The sequence below is a fragment of the Corynebacterium sp. HMSC067D03 genome (genome assembly GCF_001811185.1).
Lineage (GTDB): Bacteria > Actinomycetota > Actinomycetes > Mycobacteriales > Mycobacteriaceae > Corynebacterium > Corynebacterium coyleae.
In genome coordinates, this window is sequence record NZ_KV803842.1 from 834 (window position 1) to 19,605 (window position 18,772).

Genomic DNA, 18,772 nt, shown 5'->3' on the forward strand with positions numbered 1-18,772 from the left:
ATGGGATACCGGTGTGGGTATCGCCGGGAGGGACAGTCGTCGAGAAGCATCCGCCCGGAGCCATGCAACAACTCTTTAACTAGCCAATAACCCGCCAGCGAGCGGGCTATTCGGCATGCTTGACATACTCCACGTGTTCATCACGCTCGCCAGCAAAGACGAAACCGTTGACCTCCGCGACATGGCGCGAAGCAGCATTGCCCGGCAGCGCCCGAATAATCAGCAGGGGAGCCCCCTCGGCGAAAGCGTGATCGGTCACCAGGCGCACGGCACGAGTCATCAGGCCACGCCCGCGCGCCCACGGGGCAGTGTTGTAACCAAAATCGGCACCAGCGGAATCATCGGGGCGCAGCTCGATGCTGCCGCAGTACCGGTCACCAACGACAAGCGCCCACCGCACACACCCATCACCCGCATCGCCGAGGAACGCCTCCGCCATCTCCACGGTGTACGGCGACGGCACCGTCGTCCACTCAACCATCCGCGGGTCAACCGACGCAGCGAACAGGTCGTCGCGCACGCCCGGAACGGTTTTCACGCGCGACCACGGCAGGAGCGTCAACTCGCCGTCGGTGAGAGTGTCGTTGGCGGGTGGGAACCAGGGGTTAGTTGGCATGGAGGGCCTCGTTGAGTTCGATGCCCTTTGCAGGGACGGCTTCGACGGAGCCGGTGACGGAGTTGCGGCGGAATTGCAGGCCGTTCGCGCCGGAGAGTTCGAGGGCCTTCACTTCGGCGCCGGCTTCCTTGCCCAGGGCTTCGGCGACGGGTGCGGTGAGGACGACCTTTGTGCCGGCGGTGACGTAGAGGCCGGCTTCGACGATGCAGTCGTCGCCAAGCGAGATGCCCACGCCGGCGTTGGCGCCGAGGAGGCAGCGTTCGCCGAGGGAGATGATTTCTTTGCCGCCGCCGGACAGGGTGCCCATGATGGAGGCGCCGCCGCCGATGTCGGTTCCGTCGCCGACGACAACACCTGCGGAGATGCGGCCTTCGACCATGGATGCGCCGAGGGTGCCGGCGTTGAAGTTCACAAAGCCTTCGTGCATCACGGTGGTGCCTTCGGCGAGGTGGGCGCCGAGGCGGATGCGGTCGGCGTCGCCGATGCGCACGCCGCTCGGCACAACGTAGTCGACCATGCGTGGGAATTTGTCCACGGAGAAAACGACGACGGGGCCGTTTTCGGCGAGGCGTGCGCGGGTCATTTGGAAGTCGGCGACGGCGCAGGGGCCGTAGTTGGTCCAGACGACGTTGGACAGGAGGCCGAAGATGCCGTCCATGTTGGCGCCGTGTGGGCGGATGAGGCGGTGGGACAGTAGGTGGAGGCGCAGGTAGACGTCGTATGCGTCGATGGCCGGTGCGCTGAGGTCGGCGATGGTGGTTTCGACTGCGACGCGGGCGACGCCGCGGGCCTCGTCGGGGCCGACGAGGTTGGTGAAGCGGGCGTCGGGCTCTTCTAATCGACGAGTGCCTGTTTCCGTCACCGCCTCGTCAACCTTGGGGGCGGGGTACCAGACGTCGAGGACTGTGCCGTCGTGGGTGATGGTCGCGATTCCGCGTGCAATTGCAGTCGTGGGGGTAGTCATGGCGACTACCTTACGACACTGCGTTTCTTGGTCAGCAGCGACAAGCCGACCAGGGCGAGGGAGAGGATGGTGACGGAGATGACTTGGGAGCGGGCGGCGTCGTCGAAAAGCATGAGCACCGTCAAACCGACGAGGGCGGCGAGCGTGACCCATGGCACCCAGGTGGCGCCGTGGACGCGGACGGCGGATTCGCGGATGCGTGGGTGGAGTTTGATGAAGCTTAGGGTGATCATGATCCAGGTGACGATGAGGCAGCCGCCGGTTGCGGACATGATGAAGTCGATCATTCCTGGCGGGTTCCACCATTGCAGGCCGACGGCGAGAAACGCGAAGACTACGGAGACGAGCACGGAGTTCATGGGCACGTTGTTGGCGTTGGTTTTCGCCATCCATTTTGGTGCGTCGCCTTCGAGGGCTTGTTGGTAGCCGAGGCGGGAGGTGCCGTAGAGCTGCGCGTTGAATGCGGAGAGTAGTGCGAGCACGATGACGACTTCCATGAAGGCTGCGGCGCCTGGGATGTTTGCCATTTCGAGCACGGCGGTGAAGGGGGAGTCTGCGGCGGAGTCGGCGCCGTCGATGGTGGCGTATGGCAGCAGCAGGGTGATCACGGCGACGGAGCCGAGGTAGAAGATCGCGATGCGCCAGATGATGGAGTTGACGGCGCGTTTGACGTTGTCGGCGGGGTCTTCAGATTCGGCTGCGGCGATGGTGACCACTTCGATGCCGCCGAATGCGAATGCCACGGCGAGGAGGCCTGCGGCGATGCCTGCGACACCGTTGGGGGCGAAGCCGGATTCGCGCACGTTGTCGAAGCCGACGAAGTCGCTGGCGGGCAGCACGCCCAGCCAGAGGAGAACGCCGATGATGAGGAAGCCGACGATGACGGCGATTTTGATCATGGCGAACCAGTACTCGAACTCGCCGAAGCCTTTGACCTGTGCGAGGTTTACGGCGGTGAGTACGACGACGACGATGAGCCCGGGCACCCATTGGGGGACGTCGAACCAGGAGGCCATCATGGCGGAGGCGCCGGTGAGTTCGGCACCACACGCCATGATCAGCAGGAAGTAATACAACCAGCCGAGGAGGAATCCGGCCCAGTGGCCGTATGCCATGCGTCCGTAGGTGGCGAATGAGCCCGATGATGGGTGGGCGGCGGCCATTTCGCCGAGCATGCGCATCACGGCAATGACGATGAGTCCGGCGATGGCGTATGCGACCAGAATCGCGGGGCCGGCGGCACGAATGCCGACGCCGACGCCGAGGAACAGGCCTGCACCCACGGCGGTGCCGAGCCCCATGAGTGTCAGGTGGCGGGACTTCAGCCCGGTGCCGAGCTCGCTATTGCTTGTCGACGACCCCATTACCGCACCTCCTCAATCTCTGCCACGTTCTTCTTCGCCGGTTGCTTTCCTGTCGCGCGGGTCCACAAAACTCCCGCGAGGGAAACGACACCGACAACGACGGCGACGGCGAACATTTGGAATCGCCCGTCGGGGTCGGCGAGCATGAGCAGGATGACTCCGCCGGCGAGCGCGATCATGACCCAGGGAAGGACGTTGGGGGCCCACATACGTACGTCGGTGATTTCGCCGCTTGCTTCGAGCTTCGGGTGCAGGCGGACGAACGACAGGGCGACGACGATCCACAGCACGATCAGGCAGCCACCGACTGCGTTGAGGAGGAAGGCGAGCAGCCCGGGCGGGTTCCAGTACTGCAGGGCAACGGCGACGAAGCCGAAGAACACGGACACGATCACGGCACGGACGGGCACGCCGCGGGGGTCGGTTTTAGCGAAGATCTCGGGGGCGTCGCCACGCACTGCAAGGTTTTGCATGAAGCGCGACGAACCGTAGATCTGCGTGTTGCAGGCGGACAGCAGGGCGACGACGATGACGGCCTCCATGATGCCGACGGCGCCCGGGATGTTTGCCATTTCGAGCACTGCGGTGAACGGGGAGTCGGCTGCGGAGTCCGCGCCGCCGATTTCGTCGAAAGGCAGCAGCAGCACGATCAGCAGCACGGAGCCGATGTAGAAGATGGAGATGCGCCAGATGATGGAGCGGATCGCGGAGTGGACGCCGGCTTCGGGGTTTTCGGATTCGGCGGCGGCGACGGTGACCAGTTCAATGCCGCCGAACGCGAAGGCGACCGCGAGCAACGCGGTGGCAACGCCAGCCCAGCCGTTGGGCATGAAGCCGACCTCGCTGATATTCGACAGGCCTACGAACCCGCCGGTGGGCAGCACACCGAGCCACAGGGCCACACCGATGCACAGGAACGCCACGATCACAACGACCTTGATCAGGGCGAACCAGAATTCGAACTCGCCGAAGTTTTTCACCGCGGCGAAATTGATTACGGTGAAAAACCCAATGGCGATCAGTGCGGGGATCCAGGGGGAAATGGCGAACCATTGGGCGACGATCGCGGACGCGCCGGTGATTTCGACGGCCATGATCATGATCATCATGAACCAGTACAGCCAGCCGATGGCGAAGCCGGCCCAGCGGCCGAAGGCTTGCTCGGCGTAGGTGGAGAACGTGCCCGACGACGGGCGCGCGGCGACCATTTCCGCGAGCATCTGCATGAAGCTCACGGTGATGAAGCCTGCGACGATGTAGGCGAGGATGACGGCGGGGCCGGCGGCTGCGATGCCAACGCCGGTGCCAAGGAAGAGTCCGGCACCGATGGCTGAGCCGAGGCCCATCATGGTGAGGTGGCGCGTTTTCAGGCCGCGTGCGAGCGCGGTGGAATCGGCGACGGGGGAAACGGGGGTTGACATGTCGAACACCTTAAACCTCGACATGCAGTGAAGTGCATTCTTTTCCGGTTTATATGCGTGTGTTACGTGCGCGTGGTTTCTGCGGGGCGCAGCACGGGGGCGGTGGTGTAGGGCTCGTGTTGGATGCGCAGGTTGTCGCGGCCGGTGAGTTTTCCCGCGGGAAAATCTTCTCCGGTGGCGGGGTCGAAGATTCGGGTGTGGGGTTCGAGGGTGATGCCGGCGCCGATGTCGCAGTTGTTGCCGAGGGTGATGCCGTTGATGCTGGCGGTGGGGTGGAGGTGGCAGTTGGCGCCGATGCGCATGGGTTGGCGGGCGAGGGCGTTGTTGTCGGTGGGGGTGGCGATGAGGGCGGTGCTGCGGGCGAGGGTGGTGTTGGCGCCGACGGCGACTGCGGAGGAGATGGTGCCTTCGATGCGTGCGGGGCCGAGGGTGCCGGCGTTGTAGGAGATGTAGCCTTCGCGGACGACGGTGGTGCCTTCGGCGAGGTGGGCGCCGAGGCGGACGCGTTCGGCTTCGGTGATGGTGACGCCGGTGGGGACGACGTAGTCGACCATGCGGGGGAGGCGGTCGATGCCGTAGACGTGGATGGGGCCGCGGGCGCGGAGGTTGGTGCGTACGGTTTCGAAGTTGTTGGGGAGGCAGGGGCCTTTGTTGGTCCAGGCGACGGGGGTGAGGTGGTCGAGGGCGCCGTCGAGGTTGATGGTGAGTGGTTCGACGAGGCGGTGGGACAGCAGGTGGAGGCGGAGGTAGACGTCGTGGGCGTCGATGGGTGGGGCGTCGAGGTCGGCGATGGTGGTGCGGACGGGCACGGTTTCGACGAGTCGGTCGCGGTCGGCGCCGATGAGGCGCAGGAATTCGGGGGAGAGGTTGTGGGCGGAGGTGCGTTGGGTGGTGGTGGGGTGGTCGTCGTTAAGCGTGAGTTCGGGGTTGGGGTACCAGGTGTCGAGCACTGTGCCGTCTATGGCGATGTTGGCGATTCCGAGGCCGTGTGCTCCCAAAGACATGGCCGTCATTGTAAACGTAGGATCGCGGTGTGACTTCCTTAGATCTTTTTGCGGACCCTGTTGTTTTGTCGGCTGCGTTGGTGGATATTGAGTCGCCGTCGCACCATGAGGAGGCGATCGCGGACGCCATTGAGGCTGCGTTGCGTGGCCTTGAGTATGCGCAGGTGCAGCGCTTCGGTAATACCGTGGTGGCGCGTACGAATTTCGGGTTGGATTCGCGGGTGGTGTTGGCGGGCCATATTGATACGGTGCCGCTGGCTGATAACACGCCGCATCGGCTCGCGGACGGTATTTTGCACGGCTGTGGCTCAGTGGATATGAAGTCGGGGTTGGCGTGTTATTTGCATGCGTTTGCCACGTTGGCGCAGCCGGGGAAGGCGGCGCATGATTTGACGCTGATCGCTTATGAGGGCGAGGAGGTGGCGCAGGAGTTCAATGGCTTGTACCACCTTGAGCGTGATCATCCGGAGTTGCTGCAGGGTGATATTGCGTTGTTGGGCGAGCCGTCGGGTGCGATCATTGAGGCTGGTTGTCAGGGTACGATCCGCGTGTTTGTGGATGCGCATGGCACGCGTGCGCATTCGGCGCGCTCTTGGCTTGGCCATAATGCGGCGCATGATCTTGCGGGCGTGCTCACCCGTATCGCGGCGTATGAGCCGCGCACTGTGCTTATCGACGACTGCGAGTACCGCGAGGGTTTAAACGTCGTCGGGCTGGAGGGCTTCGTGGCGACGAATACGATCCCGGATCACGCGCGACTGATCGTGAATTTCCGCTACGCGCCGGATCGCAGCGTCGAGGACGCGAAGGCGCACTTGGAAGAGACACTCGCGCTGGAGGAGGGCCTCGAGCTCATTTACGACGATGTCGCGCCGGGGGCGTTGCCTGGCCTGGGCGACCCGGTGGCGGCTGGGCTGGTCAAGGCTGTGGGCGGGAACTTCCGCGCCAAGTTTGGGTGGACGGATGTGGCGCGCTTTTCTAGCCTGGGTGTTCCTGCGGTGAACTTCGGGCCTGGCGATCCGGGGTTTGCCCATAAGAAGGACGAGCAGTGCCCGGTCGATGAGATTCGTCAGGTGGCAGCGCAGTTGCTCGATTACCTGAGTGCTGAAAGCGAGTAAGAGATATGGCTCCGTTGAATTTCCCCCGCCCGGACCGCGACCGGAAGTTGCGTGGGCCGATGGCGCTGCGCAATGAGGCTGAGCAGGCCACGACCTATGATCAGCGTTTGTTGGAGTCCATGGGGCAGTCTGATGGGTACTGGAAGCACCAGGATCCGTGGCGTGTGATGCGGATCCAGTCGGAGTTTGTGGCTGGGTTTGATGCGTTGTCGGAGTTGCCGAAGGCTGTGACGGTGTTTGGCTCCGCACGTCTTGGCGAGGGCACGCCTGAGTACCAGTTGTCCTACGAGGTCGGCCGCGCGCTGGTGGAGGCGGGCTACGCCGTGATCACCGGCGGTGGGCCGGGTTTGATGGAGGGGCCGAACCGGGGTGCTCACAACGCGGATGGTTTGTCGGTCGGTTTGGGCATCGAGTTGCCGTTTGAGCAGGGCCTGAACGACTGGGTGGATCTGGGTCTGAATTTCCGGTACTTCTTCGCCCGCAAGACGATGTTTTTGAAGTACTCGCAGGCGTTTATTTCGCTGCCCGGTGGTTTCGGCACGATGGACGAGGTCTTCGAGGTGCTGTGCATGGTGCAGACCGGCAAGGTGACCAACTTCCCGATTGTGCTCATGGGCACGGAGTTCTGGTCTGGGCTGGTTGAGTGGATTGAGCAGCAGTTGCTCGGCCGCGGGTTGATTTCGCCGGGGGATGAGAAGTTGTATCTGGTGACTGATTCCGTGGAGGAGGCCGTGGCGCACATTGTGGAGGCCCACAAGGTGATGACGGATCAGCGTCTGCGTGATGAGTGAGGTCATGGCGATCGTGAACCGCACGCCCGACTCGTTTTATGACAAGGGTGCGACGTTCGCGATTGAGAAGGCGCTTTTGCGTGTCGACGACGCCGTTTCCGCCGGGGCCAGCATCATCGACATCGGCGGCGTGAAGGCAGGCCCGGGCGACGACGTGTCCGTTGCCGAGGAGATTGACCGTGTCGTGCCGCTTATTGCCGGGGTGCGTGAGCACCACCCGGACGTGACGGTGAGCGTGGACACCTGGCGCGCCGCGGTGGCCGAGGAGGCGATCGCAGCCGGCGCGGACCTGATTAACGACACGTGGGCCGGCTTCGACCCCGAGTTGGTTGAGGTGGCAGGCGCCCACCGCGTGGGGTACGTGTGCTCGCACACCGGCGGGGTCACGCCGCGCACGCGCCCGCACCGGGTGCACTACGACGACGTGGTCGCCGACGTGATTGCGGAAACCACCGCCTTGGCCGAGCGCGCCGTCTCGCTAGGCGTGCCGGAGGAAGCGGTGTTCATCGACCCCACGCACGACTTTGGCAAGAACACCTACCACGGGCTGGAGATCCTGCGGCGTATCGACGAAATCGTCGCCACCGGCTGGCCCGTCCTCATGGCCCTGTCCAACAAGGATTTCGTGGGCGAGACCGTCGGGCGTGGCCTCAACGGTGCCGACATCACCCAGCGCGTGCCCGGCACCCTCGCAGCAACCGCGTGGGCGGCCGCGCGCGGGGTGGCGGCGTTTCGCGTCCATGAGGTCGAGGCGACGATCGACGTCATCCGCATGATCGAGGCGATCCAGGGCACCGCGGCACCGCTGGCAACCGTGCGGGGGCTCGCGTGAGTGCCGACACGCTCGCCGGCATGCGCACCGATGTACGAATCAGTGTGGTGATTCCTGCGCTGGATGAGGAGGCGACGGTGGGTGGGGTCGTCGAAAAGTGTGTGGCTTCGTCAGCGGACGAAGTCATCGTCATCGACTCAGACTCCACCGATCGCACCGCCGAGCGCGCCGCCGCAGCCGGGGCAACCGTGGTGAACTGGCGCGACGTCGACCCGCGCGTACCCTGGCCCGGCAAGGGCGAGGCGCTGTGGCGCGGCGTGAAGGCCGCATGCGGCGACGTGGTGGTCTTCGTCGACGCCGACGTGACCTCACTCGAACCCTGGTGGGTCGACGCGCTCGCCGAGCGATTTATCGACGACACCGTCCACCTCGTCAAAGCCTCCTACACCCGCGAAGGCGCCGGCGGTCGCGTGACCGAACTGACCGCGAAACCCCTCCTGCGCGCCCTCTTCCCGGAGATCGCCGTGGACCAGCCGCTCGCCGGCGAATACGCCATCCGACGCTCAACCGCGCTTTCGCTGCCATTCGTCGCCGGCTACGGGGTGGAAGCGGGCTTGCTCATCGACGTCGCCCGCGCCCACGGCCCAAAAGCCATCCAGCAAGCGCAACTGAGCCCCCGCACCCACCGCAATAGGCCGCTGCATGAACTTGCTGGGATGGCTGATGTCGTCGCAAAGACAATTCTCGCGCGCGCGGGAAAATTCCCCGTCGAGGTCAGCGAGCGCCCCGCCTGGGACGACAGCTAAACTAGCCCGCATGCTTTCCTGGATCATCCTCATCCTGGTGCTCGCACTGCTGAGCATCATTGGCCTCAAACTGTTCGCCACCGTCTTCGGCCGCGGCGAGGCCCTGCCGCCCATGCCGCCGAGCGAAGAGGTGAAGGAAGCCAACCGCCGCGCCGTGGAGGAGGGTAACTTCGGCGACATTCAGCTCGAGGTTGTGCACCGCGGTTACCGCATGGATCAGGTCGATGCGCTCATCGAACAGTTGGCGGGCGGCAACCTTGCGCCGGAAACACGGGTAGAATCTCCGGAAGAACACGTTTCGGAAACAAAGCAATAAGGAGTGTTGACGATGGCAGCAATGAAGCCGCGTACCGGTAGTGGCCCGATGGAAGCGGTGGAGGAGTCGCGCAAGATCGTCATGCGTATCCCGTCTGACGGTGGCGGACGCCTCGTCATTGAACTGAGCAAGGAAGAGGCTGGCGAACTTGGCCGCTTGCTCACGGAGGCTGCTGGAGAGTAGTTCCGGCCAAACGCGGTAGTATCACCACATGCTCAACGAGATCGTGGATGTACTCGCGGACCCGGTAGACCTGACCCCGCTTCGGGGCGAGGACGATTTTGGTCGTCTCGTCTCCGAATCGGGGCATTCTTATGACGTAGCCAAGCAGGGTTATGTCACGCTCGCGTCGGGGCGCGGGCTGAATCATGAGGGCGATTCGCTGGAGATGATCAACTCTCGCGAAACGTTCCTGTCGAATGGCCATTTCGCGCCGTTTGTGGAGGCGGTGTCGGATCGTGTGGCGGATGTTGTGGAGCATGCCGCAGGCGATCATGATCCGGTAATTCTGGAGGCTGGCGCCGGAACCGGCTACTACCTCGCGCACACGCTGGACCTAATTGATGGCGCGCGTGGCGTGGGGTTGGATATTTCGGTGCCTGCTGCGAAGCATTTGGCTAAGGCGCATCCGCGTTTGGGTGCGATTGTGGCGGATGTGTGGGAGCAGCTGCCTATCCGCACGGGGGCGGTTGATGTGGTGACGGTGGTGTTCGCGCCGCGCAATCCTGCGGAGTTTGCGCGTGTGCTTAGCGACGACGGCGAGGCCGTCATCCTCGTCGCCGACCAAGGCCACCTCGATGAGCTGCGCGAGCCGCTCGGCATCCTCGGGGTGGAGGACGGCAAGGTGGAGCGTCTGGTGGAGCAGTCGTCGCAGTGGCTGACCCCGGTGGCCGATCCGGAGTTGATTTCGTTCCCGATGAATCTGGGCCGTGACGCGATCGCCGCGCAGGTGGGTATGAGCCCGTCGGCGCGTCACCTGGATAAGGACGTGCTGCACGCGCGACTCGAGGACCTCCCAGAGCAGATGGAGGTCACCGCCCGCGCCCAGCTGATCCGCCTGCGCAAGAAGTAGCGCGCCGGCGCTTCGCTCACGCTGCGCTAAAGAAACGGAGAAGGCCCGCATCACGCGGGCCTTCTTACTGTGCCTGGCTCATGCACCGGCACACGCGCCGGCTGGCTTAAAAGCGGGCGGGGTATCCGCGGCGCCACTCGCCGCTGATGGATGCCTCGCCGGTGGCGCGGCTGCGGATGCCGTTGCAGCCGCCTTCGGGCCAGATGCGCGACGACATGACAACGCTGCCGCCGCCGGCGTAGACCTCGAGGGTGGAGCCGTCGACGATGACGGTGACGTTGTCTTCGTCGTCGTCGTGAAGCGGTGCGGTTGCGGGGGAGCCGTCGAGGCGGTCGAGTGTGAGCTGCTCGCCGTTATGAGTGATCACCGCAGCCGGTTCGTTGTTGCCGTCGAGCACCTCGAGGGTGACCTGGGAGCCGGCCGGGATTTCGCACAGGCCGGCCCACATGCGGGCGCGGTCGGTGGCGCTGACGGCGTCTGGCAGGCCTGGTGCGGGCACTTGGAAAAGACGCCCACCTTGCAGGGTGGCGCGGCGCGGGAGGGTGAGGGCGTTGGCCCAGCCTTCGGTGGCCCAGTTGGGTTCGAGGGTGGGGTCGCCGGCGCGGTCGGTGTTGGTCATGAACCCGAGCAGGTAGGCGCGCTCGTAGCGGTTTTCCGCAGTGGTTTCGTCCAGCGGGTAGTTGGTGTTGCGTGGGCGGGTGAAGTCGTGGCCGTAGTCGAGAAGCGTAAACGGCGTGGTGATGTCGAAGACGTTGCCCCGCAGCCGGCCCACGGCGTAGACGGCGGTGTCTTTGCCGTCGCGTTCGAGGGTGATGAACAGGACGTCGCGGATTTCGCCGTCGACTTCGTCGCGCAGGCGCACGATGCGTGGGGCAACGAGGGAGGCATCGAGGGTGATGCCCGTCTCGCCATTGAACTCGAGCGGGCCTTGCAACTCCCAGTCTCGGCCGTCGGGGGAGGTGAGGACGACCGGCTTGGGGTCGGTGACAGGCCCGGTCACGGCGAGCATAAGCCAGCCGTCGTGGCCTTGGTCGCGGTCGGCTTCCGTGTCCCAGGCGGGTACGACGCAAGGCGAGCGGAAATTGGTGTCGCCGGCGGTGTCGTCGACTGCGGTGCCGGTGCGCTCGGCGGCATCGGAGACGTCAGTGTCGTCAGCGTCAGCGTCGTCGGCGTCGAGGTCGTCGTAAAGCCTGTCCACGTGCGCAACGTGGGCGATCTGGATGGTGTTTCCTGCCGGGGTTTCGGAGGAGAAGTACAGGTTGACGCCGTCGCCCGCGGAGGTGACGGATCCTGCGCGGATGTTGATTTCGTCGCCGGAGGGGACGATGACGTCGTTGCAGTCGAGCCAGTTGAATGCGTCGTCTTCGCTGACTTCGTGGCCCCAGCGGCTCGGGGTGTCGGGGGTTGGGCGGTACTGGTAGAACATGTGCCACAGGCGGTTCTCGCGGCTGCCGATGCGGAATACGCCAGCTGGGCCTTCGAGAATGCCGCGTTCTGCGGTGACGTGTAGTTCGGGACGGTAGACCGTCATCAGATCAACCCCTTGTAGATGTCTACGGTTTGTTTCGCGATTGTGCGCCAGGAGAAGGATTCTTTGGCTCGGGTGAGTCCGGCGCTGCCCATGGCGGCGGCGCGTGCTTTGTCGCCGGCGACGGCGTTGACCGCCTCGGCGAGGCGTTGTTCGAAGTCGGTGGTGTCGTCGGGCGTGTAGTCCACAAGCACGCCAGTTTCGCCGTCGACGACGACTTCGGGGATGCCGCCGACGCGCGAGGCTACCACCGCGGTGCCGCACGCCATGGCCTCCAGGTTCACGATGCCCAGCGGTTCGTAGACGGATGGGCAGACGAAGACGTCGGCGATGGTGTAGACCTGGCGTACTTTTTCGGCGGGCAGCATGTCTTGGACCCAGAACACGCCGTCACGCTGCGCTTGTAGCTTTTCGACGAGCCCACGCGTCTCAGCAGCAATCTCCTCGGTGTCGGGGGCGCCGGCGCAGAGGATGAGCTGGACGTCGTCGTCGAAAAGCTGTGCTGCTTTGAGCAGGTGGGCGACACCTTTTTGGCGGGTGATGCGCCCGACAAACGCGACGACCGGCCGCGAGGTGTCTACTCCGAGTTCTTCGGCGATGGTGCCGGTGTCCGGGTACCAGTTGGCGGGGTCGATGCCGTTGAGGACGACGTGGACGCGGGAGTCGTCGATACGCGGGTAGGCGCGCAAAATGGCATCTTTCATTCCGGCAGATACGGCGATGACCGCGTCGGCGTTTTCCATCGCGTTTTTCTCCGACCAGGACGACACGTTGTAGCCGCCGCCGAGCTGCTCGCGCTTCCACGGGCGGTCCGGCTCGAGCGAGTGGGCGGTGACCACGTGGGGGATCTCGTGGAGCAGCCCGGCGAGGTGGCCGCCGAGGCCCGCGTACCACGTGTGCGAGTGCACCACGTCGAGCCCGGCTGCGGCATCGGCCATGCGCAGGCCTGTGGACAGGGTTTTGATCGCGCTATTGGCCCCCTCGAGTGCGGGGTCGACGCCGTGGACGTATACACCTGCGGCGTCGCGTGGGGCGCCCATGCAGTGGACGTCGACGTCGGCGAATTCGCGCATGAACCGCGTGAGTTCTGTGACGTGCACCCCGGCGCCGCCGTAGACCTCCGGCGGGTATTCGCGCGTGAGCATTCCTACCTTCATGTCCGCCGAGCCTACTGACGTTGCGGAATCCCTGCACGAGCCTGGAATTGGCATTAGCCTTGCGGTTATGAAAAGCCAGCCTCGAGTTCTCGCCATTGTCCTGGCCGGCGGGGAAGGCAAGCGCCTGTTTCCCCTGACGGCTGACCGTGCCAAACCTGCCGTTCCGTTCGGCGGTAATTACCGTTTGATCGATTTTGTGTTGTCGAATTTGGTCAACGCCGGCTACATGCGTATTGCGGTGTTGACGCAGTACAAGTCGCACTCTCTGGACCGCCATGTGGCTACGGCGTGGAACATTTCTGGGCCAACGCAGCAGTACATCGCGTCGGTTCCGGCGCAGCAGCGTCGCGGCAAGCGTTGGTACAACGGGTCGGCGGATGCGATTGTGCAGTCGCTGAATCTCATTTACGACGACATGCCTGACTACGTCTTGGTCTTTGGCGCGGACCACGTCTACCGGATGGATCCGTCGCAGATGGTCGAAGATCACATTGCGTCGGGCAAGGCTGCCACCGTGGCAGGCATTCGCGTGCCGCGTGCGGAGGCGAGCGCGTTCGGTTGCATCCAGGCCGACGATGACGGCACGATCACCGAGTTTTTGGAAAAGCCGGCCGACCCACCGGGTACCCCGGACGATCCGGAGATGACGTTCGCATCGATGGGCAACTATTGCTTCTCTACCGAGGCGCTAATCCAGGCGCTGCTGGAGGACGAGCAGAACGAGGATTCCAGCCACGACATGGGCGGCGACATCATCCCGTACTTCGTCGCGCAGGGCGAGGCGAACGTGTATGACTTTTCCAACAACGGGGTGCCGGGCGCCACGGACCGCGACCGGGGTTACTGGCGTGATGTGGGCACGATTGATTCGTTCTACGAGGCCCACATGGATCTGATTTCCTCGCACCCGGTGTTCAACCTGTACAACAAGGCGTGGCCGATCCACGCGACTGACGACGACAACCTGCCCCCGGCAAAGTTCGTCCTCGGTGGTATTGCGCAGGAGTCCATTGTGGCGTCCGGCTCGATCATTTCCGGTGCGACGGTGCGTAACTCGGTGCTGTCCACCGACGTGCGCATCGAAGAAGGCGCGACGGTGGAGGGCTCTGTGCTCATGCCGGGTGTGCGCGTGGGCAAGGGCGCGGTGGTGCGCCACTGCATCCTGGACAAGAACGTTTACGTCTCCGATGGGGAGACGGTCGGCGTGAATACGGAGCGCGACCGCGAGCGGTTCACGGTGTCCGACGGGGGTGTTGTGGTCGTCGGTAAGAGCGAAGTTGTTTAGCCGATTTTGGTGATCAGCGTCAGGCCGCCGTCAAGCGGCAGACGCGCGACCGCGGCGCCTCGCTCGGCAGTCAGCGTATCGACGAACTCATCCGCCTCACGGGCAGCCTCTGTTTCGCGGTCGCGGCGGGTGGGGTCGGCCACGGTGCCGTCGAGAAGCGAACCTGCGAGCACCAACGTGCCGCCCGGGGCCAGCAACGGCCAGGCGGCCTCGATGAGCGGGCGCAGTTCGACGGGGGAGACGTCTGCGTAGACGATCTGGTAGGCGTCGTTAGCCAAGCGCCCCATCACTTCGAGGGGACGTGCGGTGAGGAAACGCACACGCGACGGGCTAAACCCTGCGTTGCGCACCGCTTCCTTCGCGCCGGCCTGCAGTGCGGCTTCCGGCTCGATGCAGGTCATGGTGGCCTTCTCCGGCAGGCCTGCGAGCAGGTGCAAGCCCACAACACCGGCGGCCGGGGTCACCGCAACCGCACCCTGGGATGCGTTCGGGGTTGCCGCCGCGAGCACCGTCAACAGGTCACCGACCACCGGGCTGGGTGCCGGGGTGCCGTTTTCGGCAGCGTCCTCGCGCGCTGCGCGCAAAGCTTCCGCAACCTGGTTGGAAAGGTGGCCGCCTTCGGTGGAACGGGCGGCGAGGTACGAGTTCATCTGGGTAAATGCGGTCTCACTCACACGCCACATCATAGCCGTGTTGCGTTCACAGGATTCTGTTAACTGGTTGGCTGGCTTTGGGGCAGTGAGTCTGCGAAACTATTGCGCATGAGCACTGACGTTCCACTCACCGGTACCGCAGCGTTTGACGCAGGCCAGGCAGCAATGCCGACCTGGTCTGAACTGGTGAAAGAACATGCCGACAGTGTCTACCGCCTGGCGTTTCGCCTCTCCGGTAATCAGCACGACGCGGAAGATCTTACGCAAGAGACGTTCATGCGTGTGTTCCGCAACGTGAAGCAGTACCAGCCTGGAACGTTCGAAGGCTGGCTGCATCGCATCACCACGAACCTGTTTTTGGACATGGTGCGTCGCCGCGCGAAGATCCGCATGGAGGCCCTGCCCGAGGATTACGAGCGCGTGCCCGGCACCGACATGACCCCGGAAGATGCGTACTCCGTGACCAACCTGGACCCTGCGTTGCAGAAGGCGTTGGACGATCTGAAGCCGGAGTTCCGCGTGGCCGTGGTCCTGTGTGATGTGGTGGGGATGAGCTACGAGGAGATCGCTGAAACCCTCGGAGTGAAGATGGGTACTGTACGATCGCGTATCCACCGTGGTCGCGCGCAGATGCGCGAGTCGTTGGAGAAGCAAGCCCTCCACAGCGCCGCCGCGAAGGAACTTATCCGCGCCCGGTAGCAGGGAAGGAGTCGGCGCCGTGACCAGGTTTAACTCCACCGATCATCTCAATCCGGAGGCGATTGCCGCCTATGTGGACGGCGAGTTGTCCAAGGCTGCCACCGTGCGCGCCGAGCGGCACCTGCGGTTGTGTGGGGAGTGTTGTGAGGAAGTTCAGGCGCAGCGGGGGACGTCGCAGCGTCTGCAGGTGTGTAATTCCTCCGACATGCACGCCCCGGCGTCGCTTGTGGAGCGACTGGCGATGCTTTGCGACGAAGACGTGACCGACACCCCCGAAACCCCCAAGGGGATCCGGAGCCGAGTGGAGTCTGCGATTCGCTCGCTGACGCACCGTGAGTAAGGTGAGTTAGGTGTTTTCTAGCATCGGTTGGGGCGAGATTTTCTTCATCCTGATCATCGGGTTGATCGTGATCGGGCCCGAACGCCTGCCTTCTGTCGTCGAGGATGTGCGCGCGGCGATTTACGCTGCGAAGAAGGCGATCAACAACGCCAAGGCGGAACTCAATGGTGAACTGGGGGAGTTCGAGGAGTTTAAGAAGCCGATCGATACTGTCTCGCGCTATGCGGCGATGGGGCCGAAGCGTGCGATGGCGAAGGTGTTGTTCGAAGACGACGACCCCAGCGAGCCTCCAGCGCCGAAGACACCACCACAGGCGCCGCCGCAACAACAAATGCGCCCCGAGCCGCGGGATTCGCAGCCGGAGCGCAAAGGCTTTTCCTGGGAGGACGTTATTTAACCTGCGGGTTCAGGCTCTTGCCTGCCAGTGAGTTCGGGCGCACCTTTAGCTTGTCGACGATCTCAAGCACCGCCTTGGCCGCCGGCGAATCTGGGTCTGAGATGACAACCGGGGTGCCAGTATCGCCGTGTTCACGCATCTTCGGGTCCAGGGGCACGGAGCCGAGCAGTTTCACGTCCGAATCGGTGAGCTGGGTCAGGCGCTCGGCGACGTGCTCGCCCCCGCCCTCGCCGAAGATGTTGAGTACCGTGCCGTCCGGCATGGTCATGCCCGACATGTTCTCGATTACGCCGGCGATCTTCTGATCAGTCTGCTGGGCAATCGTGCCGGCGCGCTCCGCGACTTCGGCTGCCGCAGCCTGAGGGGTGGTGATGATCAGCAGCTCCGCGTTTGGCACCAACTGTGCGACGGTGATCGCCACGTCACCCGTTCCCGGGGGCAGATCCATGAACAGCACGTCCAGATCACCCCAGTAGACGTCGCCCAAGAACTGCTGGATCGCACGGGTGAGCATCGGACCACGCCACACGATAGGGGCGTTGCCTTCCACGAATTGCCCCACCGAGATGTGACGGACGCCGTGGGCGATAGGGGGCATGATCATTTCGTCGACAAGCGTGGGGCCCTGGTCCTCAGAACCCATCAACCCCGGCACCGAGTGGCCGTAGATGTCGGCGTCCACAATGCCTACCGTCAGGCCCTGGGCGGCCATAGCGGTGGCCAGGTTCACGGTCATCGAGGACTTACCCACACCACCCTTGCCGGAGGCCACCGCGATAACACGCGTGCGCGTATCCGGATCCGCAAATGGGATCGCCGGGCCGGTCTGCTCGCCGCGGAGTTTCTGGGCAAGCGCACGGCGCTGCTCGTCGCTCATCGTGTGGAGAGTGACGCTCACGTCGCCCACGCCGTCGAGCTCCTCGACTACAGCGCGCACATTTGACTCGATGGTGTCGCGCATCGGACAGCCTGCGATTGTGAGATAAATACCGACCGCAACATTGTTGCCGTCGATGGTGACCGATTCCACCATGTTGAGCTCCGTGATCGGTTTGCCGATCTCCGGGTCATCAACGCGCGAAAGCGCTTCGTGGACATCGCTTTCCAAAATCTGATGTTCAGTAGCCATTGCCACGCGATTATACGGCCGTTCCTGGGGGATTTTGGAATCCCGATAGACTACCCAGCATGACTGAACCTATGAACCCATCGTTGAATAAGCGTATTGGTGTCACAGAGGTGCCCACCGGCTGGCCTGTGGGCAGCTTTTCCACCTACGCCGAGGCGCAACGCGCAGTGGACAACCTGTCCGACAGGGAATTTCCTGTAGAGAAACTTTCCATCGTCGGCGTAGACCTGATGCAGGTAGAGAAAATCACCGGCCGACTCACCTGGCCGAAGGTACTGGGCACCGGCGCACTGTCTGGTCTGTGGATGGGCCTGTTCTTCGGCCTGCTGCTCTCCCTGCTCTCTGTTCCGGGCGCTGGCCTGAGCATGTTCGTGTGGGCCATTGTCATCGGTGCGATCTTCGGCGCTGTGGCCTCCGCAGTGGCGTATGCATTTACCGGCGGCAAGCGCGACTTCGCGTCTGCAACCACGATCGTGGCTGGCCGCTACGACGTGCTGTGCGAGCCCGATGCCGCCCCGCAGGCCCGCGACATGATCGCACAAGCAGGTGGCCGCATTCCCGCCTCTGAAAACGTCATCGGCGAGTAAACCACCATGAAGGCACACCACCACACTGCCGTAGCCGCCGTTTTGGGCTCGGCTGCGCTCGTATTGTCCGGGTGCGCGTCGGAGGACAACATCTACACTCAGGCGCGGCCGGAGAAGGCCGATATCGCCATCGCCATCGACGGCGCCTCCAACGAACAAGTCGTGCTTGGGGAGATCTACAGCCGCGTACTTAAGGGCCAAGGCCGGCCGACGAGCGTGACCTCAGTGACGGGGCTGGATGACGCGCCGACGCTTGAGGTGTTGCGTGAGCAGCCGATTGACTTCGTCGTCACGTGCACTGGGCGTCTGCTCGAAGAGTCGGACCCTAAGGCCGCCAAGGAGCTAGCGGGCGGCGATGTTACCGATGGCGCATATACTGACGAGGTCTATGGGGCCGCTGTCGCCGCCATGCCGGGGGATATGCGCACCGTCGACCCGTCACCCGCCCAAGCGTGCGGAGAGAGCGAACTGTCGCAAAACGTCATCCCGGTGTTCCATAAAGGCACCTTCGACCGCGGTGAGATCAACCGCCTGAACTTCATCACCCGCGTGCTGTCCACTGACCGTCTCGAGGAGATGGCGGAAGAAGTGGACAAGGGTGCCACGGTGGAGGATGCGATTGCGGAGTGGATGATCGAATACGCCCACATCGACGTCCACCACGACGCCCCGGCAGACCCAGAGGATGTGATCGACCCGGACTCTGCGTCCAAATAACCGAATAACAAAAACTCCGGCCCGGCTTTTCACAAG

General features: G+C 63.9%; 22 protein-coding genes. 13 read left to right on the forward strand and 9 right to left on the reverse strand.

The annotated features are described in order from the left end of the window. Positions 1–106: 106 nt before the first annotated feature. The 5 genes from HMPREF2785_RS09710 to HMPREF2785_RS09730 form a co-directional block, all read right to left on the reverse strand. Positions 107–616 carry a GNAT family N-acetyltransferase gene (locus HMPREF2785_RS09710; RefSeq protein ID WP_083308967.1) on the reverse strand — a complete coding sequence of 170 codons (510 nt, stop codon included), beginning with the start codon at positions 614–616 and terminating at the stop codon, positions 107–109. Next, positions 606–1,580: a 2,3,4,5-tetrahydropyridine-2,6-dicarboxylate N-succinyltransferase gene (dapD, locus tag HMPREF2785_RS09715; protein ID WP_070615202.1), complete on the reverse strand. Its 975-nt coding sequence runs from the start codon at positions 1,578–1,580 to the stop codon at positions 606–608. Before dapD ends, HMPREF2785_RS09710 begins: the two co-directional genes overlap by 11 nt. Positions 1,581–1,585: 5 nt before the next feature. Beyond that, positions 1,586–2,944 carry an amino acid permease gene (locus tag HMPREF2785_RS09720; RefSeq protein WP_070615206.1) on the reverse strand — a complete coding sequence of 453 codons (1,359 nt, stop codon included), beginning with the start codon at positions 2,942–2,944 and terminating at the stop codon, positions 1,586–1,588. Continuing rightward, positions 2,944–4,365, reverse strand: a complete 1,422-nt coding sequence (locus HMPREF2785_RS09725) for an amino acid permease (RefSeq protein WP_070615393.1) — start codon at positions 4,363–4,365, stop codon at positions 2,944–2,946. Before HMPREF2785_RS09725 ends, HMPREF2785_RS09720 begins: the two co-directional genes overlap by 1 nt. 62 nt (positions 4,366–4,427) lie before the next feature. Next, complete coding sequence (locus tag HMPREF2785_RS09730) at positions 4,428–5,369, reverse strand: 2,3,4,5-tetrahydropyridine-2,6-dicarboxylate N-succinyltransferase (RefSeq protein ID WP_070615395.1); 942 nt, start codon at positions 5,367–5,369, stop codon at positions 4,428–4,430. Positions 5,370–5,398: 29 nt separating this feature from the next. Here HMPREF2785_RS09730 and dapE point away from each other — a divergent pair, with 29 nt between their 5' ends. Genes dapE through HMPREF2785_RS09765 form a run of 7 tightly spaced genes read left to right on the forward strand, consistent with a single transcriptional unit; the run spans position 5,399 to position 10,244 of the window. Next, on the forward strand, positions 5,399–6,487 hold the full coding sequence (dapE, locus tag HMPREF2785_RS09735) for a succinyl-diaminopimelate desuccinylase (RefSeq protein WP_070615209.1): 1,089 nt from the start codon (positions 5,399–5,401) through the stop codon (positions 6,485–6,487). Positions 6,488–6,492: 5 nt separating this feature from the next. After that, positions 6,493–7,278, forward strand: a complete 786-nt coding sequence (locus HMPREF2785_RS09740) for an LOG family protein (RefSeq protein WP_070421783.1) — start codon at positions 6,493–6,495, stop codon at positions 7,276–7,278. After that, entirely contained in the window at positions 7,271–8,110 is an 840-nt protein-coding gene (gene folP, locus HMPREF2785_RS09745; protein ID WP_246818904.1) for a dihydropteroate synthase, read from the forward strand. The genes HMPREF2785_RS09740 and folP overlap by 8 nt, the downstream gene beginning before the upstream one ends. After that, positions 8,107–8,856, forward strand: coding sequence for a glucosyl-3-phosphoglycerate synthase (locus tag HMPREF2785_RS09750; RefSeq protein ID WP_371440501.1), 750 nt, complete (start codon positions 8,107–8,109; stop codon positions 8,854–8,856). The genes folP and HMPREF2785_RS09750 overlap by 4 nt, the downstream gene beginning before the upstream one ends. 10 nt (positions 8,857–8,866) lie before the next feature. Beyond that, a complete protein-coding gene (locus HMPREF2785_RS09755) occupies positions 8,867–9,172 on the forward strand; it encodes a hypothetical protein (RefSeq protein WP_070615215.1) in 306 nt (101 codons plus the stop codon). Between the two features lie 12 nt (positions 9,173–9,184). Next, positions 9,185–9,355: a DUF3117 domain-containing protein gene (locus HMPREF2785_RS09760; protein ID WP_070421785.1), complete on the forward strand. Its 171-nt coding sequence runs from the start codon at positions 9,185–9,187 to the stop codon at positions 9,353–9,355. A 28-nt stretch (positions 9,356–9,383) separates the two neighbouring features. Next, positions 9,384–10,244 (forward strand): methyltransferase domain-containing protein, encoded by an 861-nt coding sequence (locus tag HMPREF2785_RS09765; protein WP_070453045.1) that lies wholly within the window; start codon positions 9,384–9,386, stop codon positions 10,242–10,244. Between the two features lie 106 nt (positions 10,245–10,350). On the opposite strand, the gene HMPREF2785_RS09770 is transcribed toward HMPREF2785_RS09765, so the two are convergent. Both HMPREF2785_RS09770 and glgA read right to left on the reverse strand, forming a co-directional pair. Continuing rightward, complete coding sequence (locus HMPREF2785_RS09770) at positions 10,351–11,775, reverse strand: GH32 C-terminal domain-containing protein (RefSeq protein ID WP_070615218.1); 1,425 nt, start codon at positions 11,773–11,775, stop codon at positions 10,351–10,353. Further along, on the reverse strand, positions 11,775–12,929 hold the full coding sequence (gene glgA, locus HMPREF2785_RS09775) for a glycogen synthase (protein WP_070615221.1): 1,155 nt from the start codon (positions 12,927–12,929) through the stop codon (positions 11,775–11,777). The genes HMPREF2785_RS09770 and glgA overlap by 1 nt, the downstream gene beginning before the upstream one ends. A gap of 67 nt (positions 12,930–12,996) precedes the next feature. On the opposite strand from glgA, the gene glgC reads away from it, so the two are divergent. Continuing rightward, on the forward strand, positions 12,997–14,214 hold the full coding sequence (gene glgC, locus HMPREF2785_RS09780) for a glucose-1-phosphate adenylyltransferase (RefSeq protein ID WP_070421858.1): 1,218 nt from the start codon (positions 12,997–12,999) through the stop codon (positions 14,212–14,214). On the opposite strand, the gene HMPREF2785_RS09785 is transcribed toward glgC, so the two are convergent. Then, positions 14,211–14,864, reverse strand: coding sequence for an O-methyltransferase (locus HMPREF2785_RS09785; protein WP_070421859.1), 654 nt, complete (start codon positions 14,862–14,864; stop codon positions 14,211–14,213). The genes glgC and HMPREF2785_RS09785 overlap by 4 nt on opposite strands. Positions 14,865–14,975: 111 nt before the next feature. Here HMPREF2785_RS09785 and sigE point away from each other — a divergent pair, with 111 nt between their 5' ends. Genes sigE through tatB form a run of 3 tightly spaced genes read left to right on the forward strand, consistent with a single transcriptional unit; the run spans position 14,976 to position 16,303 of the window. Beyond that, entirely contained in the window at positions 14,976–15,566 is a 591-nt protein-coding gene (sigE, locus tag HMPREF2785_RS09790; RefSeq protein WP_070569810.1) for an RNA polymerase sigma factor SigE, read from the forward strand. A gap of 19 nt (positions 15,567–15,585) precedes the next feature. Beyond that, on the forward strand, positions 15,586–15,906 hold the full coding sequence (locus tag HMPREF2785_RS12315; protein ID WP_070453058.1) for an anti-sigma factor family protein: 321 nt from the start codon (positions 15,586–15,588) through the stop codon (positions 15,904–15,906). Positions 15,907–15,916: 10 nt separating this feature from the next. Beyond that, positions 15,917–16,303 carry a Sec-independent protein translocase protein TatB gene (gene tatB / locus HMPREF2785_RS09800; protein ID WP_070421791.1) on the forward strand — a complete coding sequence of 129 codons (387 nt, stop codon included), beginning with the start codon at positions 15,917–15,919 and terminating at the stop codon, positions 16,301–16,303. Here tatB and HMPREF2785_RS09805 read toward each other — a convergent pair. Further along, entirely contained in the window at positions 16,296–17,432 is a 1,137-nt protein-coding gene (locus HMPREF2785_RS09805; protein WP_070615223.1) for an Mrp/NBP35 family ATP-binding protein, read from the reverse strand. The genes tatB and HMPREF2785_RS09805 overlap by 8 nt on opposite strands. 59 nt (positions 17,433–17,491) lie before the next feature. Between HMPREF2785_RS09805 and HMPREF2785_RS09810 the strand changes: the two genes are divergently transcribed. Both HMPREF2785_RS09810 and HMPREF2785_RS09815 read left to right on the forward strand, forming a co-directional pair. After that, entirely contained in the window at positions 17,492–18,019 is a 528-nt protein-coding gene (locus HMPREF2785_RS09810; RefSeq protein WP_070615226.1) for a YflT domain-containing protein, read from the forward strand. A 6-nt stretch (positions 18,020–18,025) separates the two neighbouring features. Continuing rightward, entirely contained in the window at positions 18,026–18,736 is a 711-nt protein-coding gene (locus HMPREF2785_RS09815; RefSeq protein WP_070615228.1) for a type 2 periplasmic-binding domain-containing protein, read from the forward strand. The last annotated feature ends 36 nt before the right edge of the window (positions 18,737–18,772 follow it).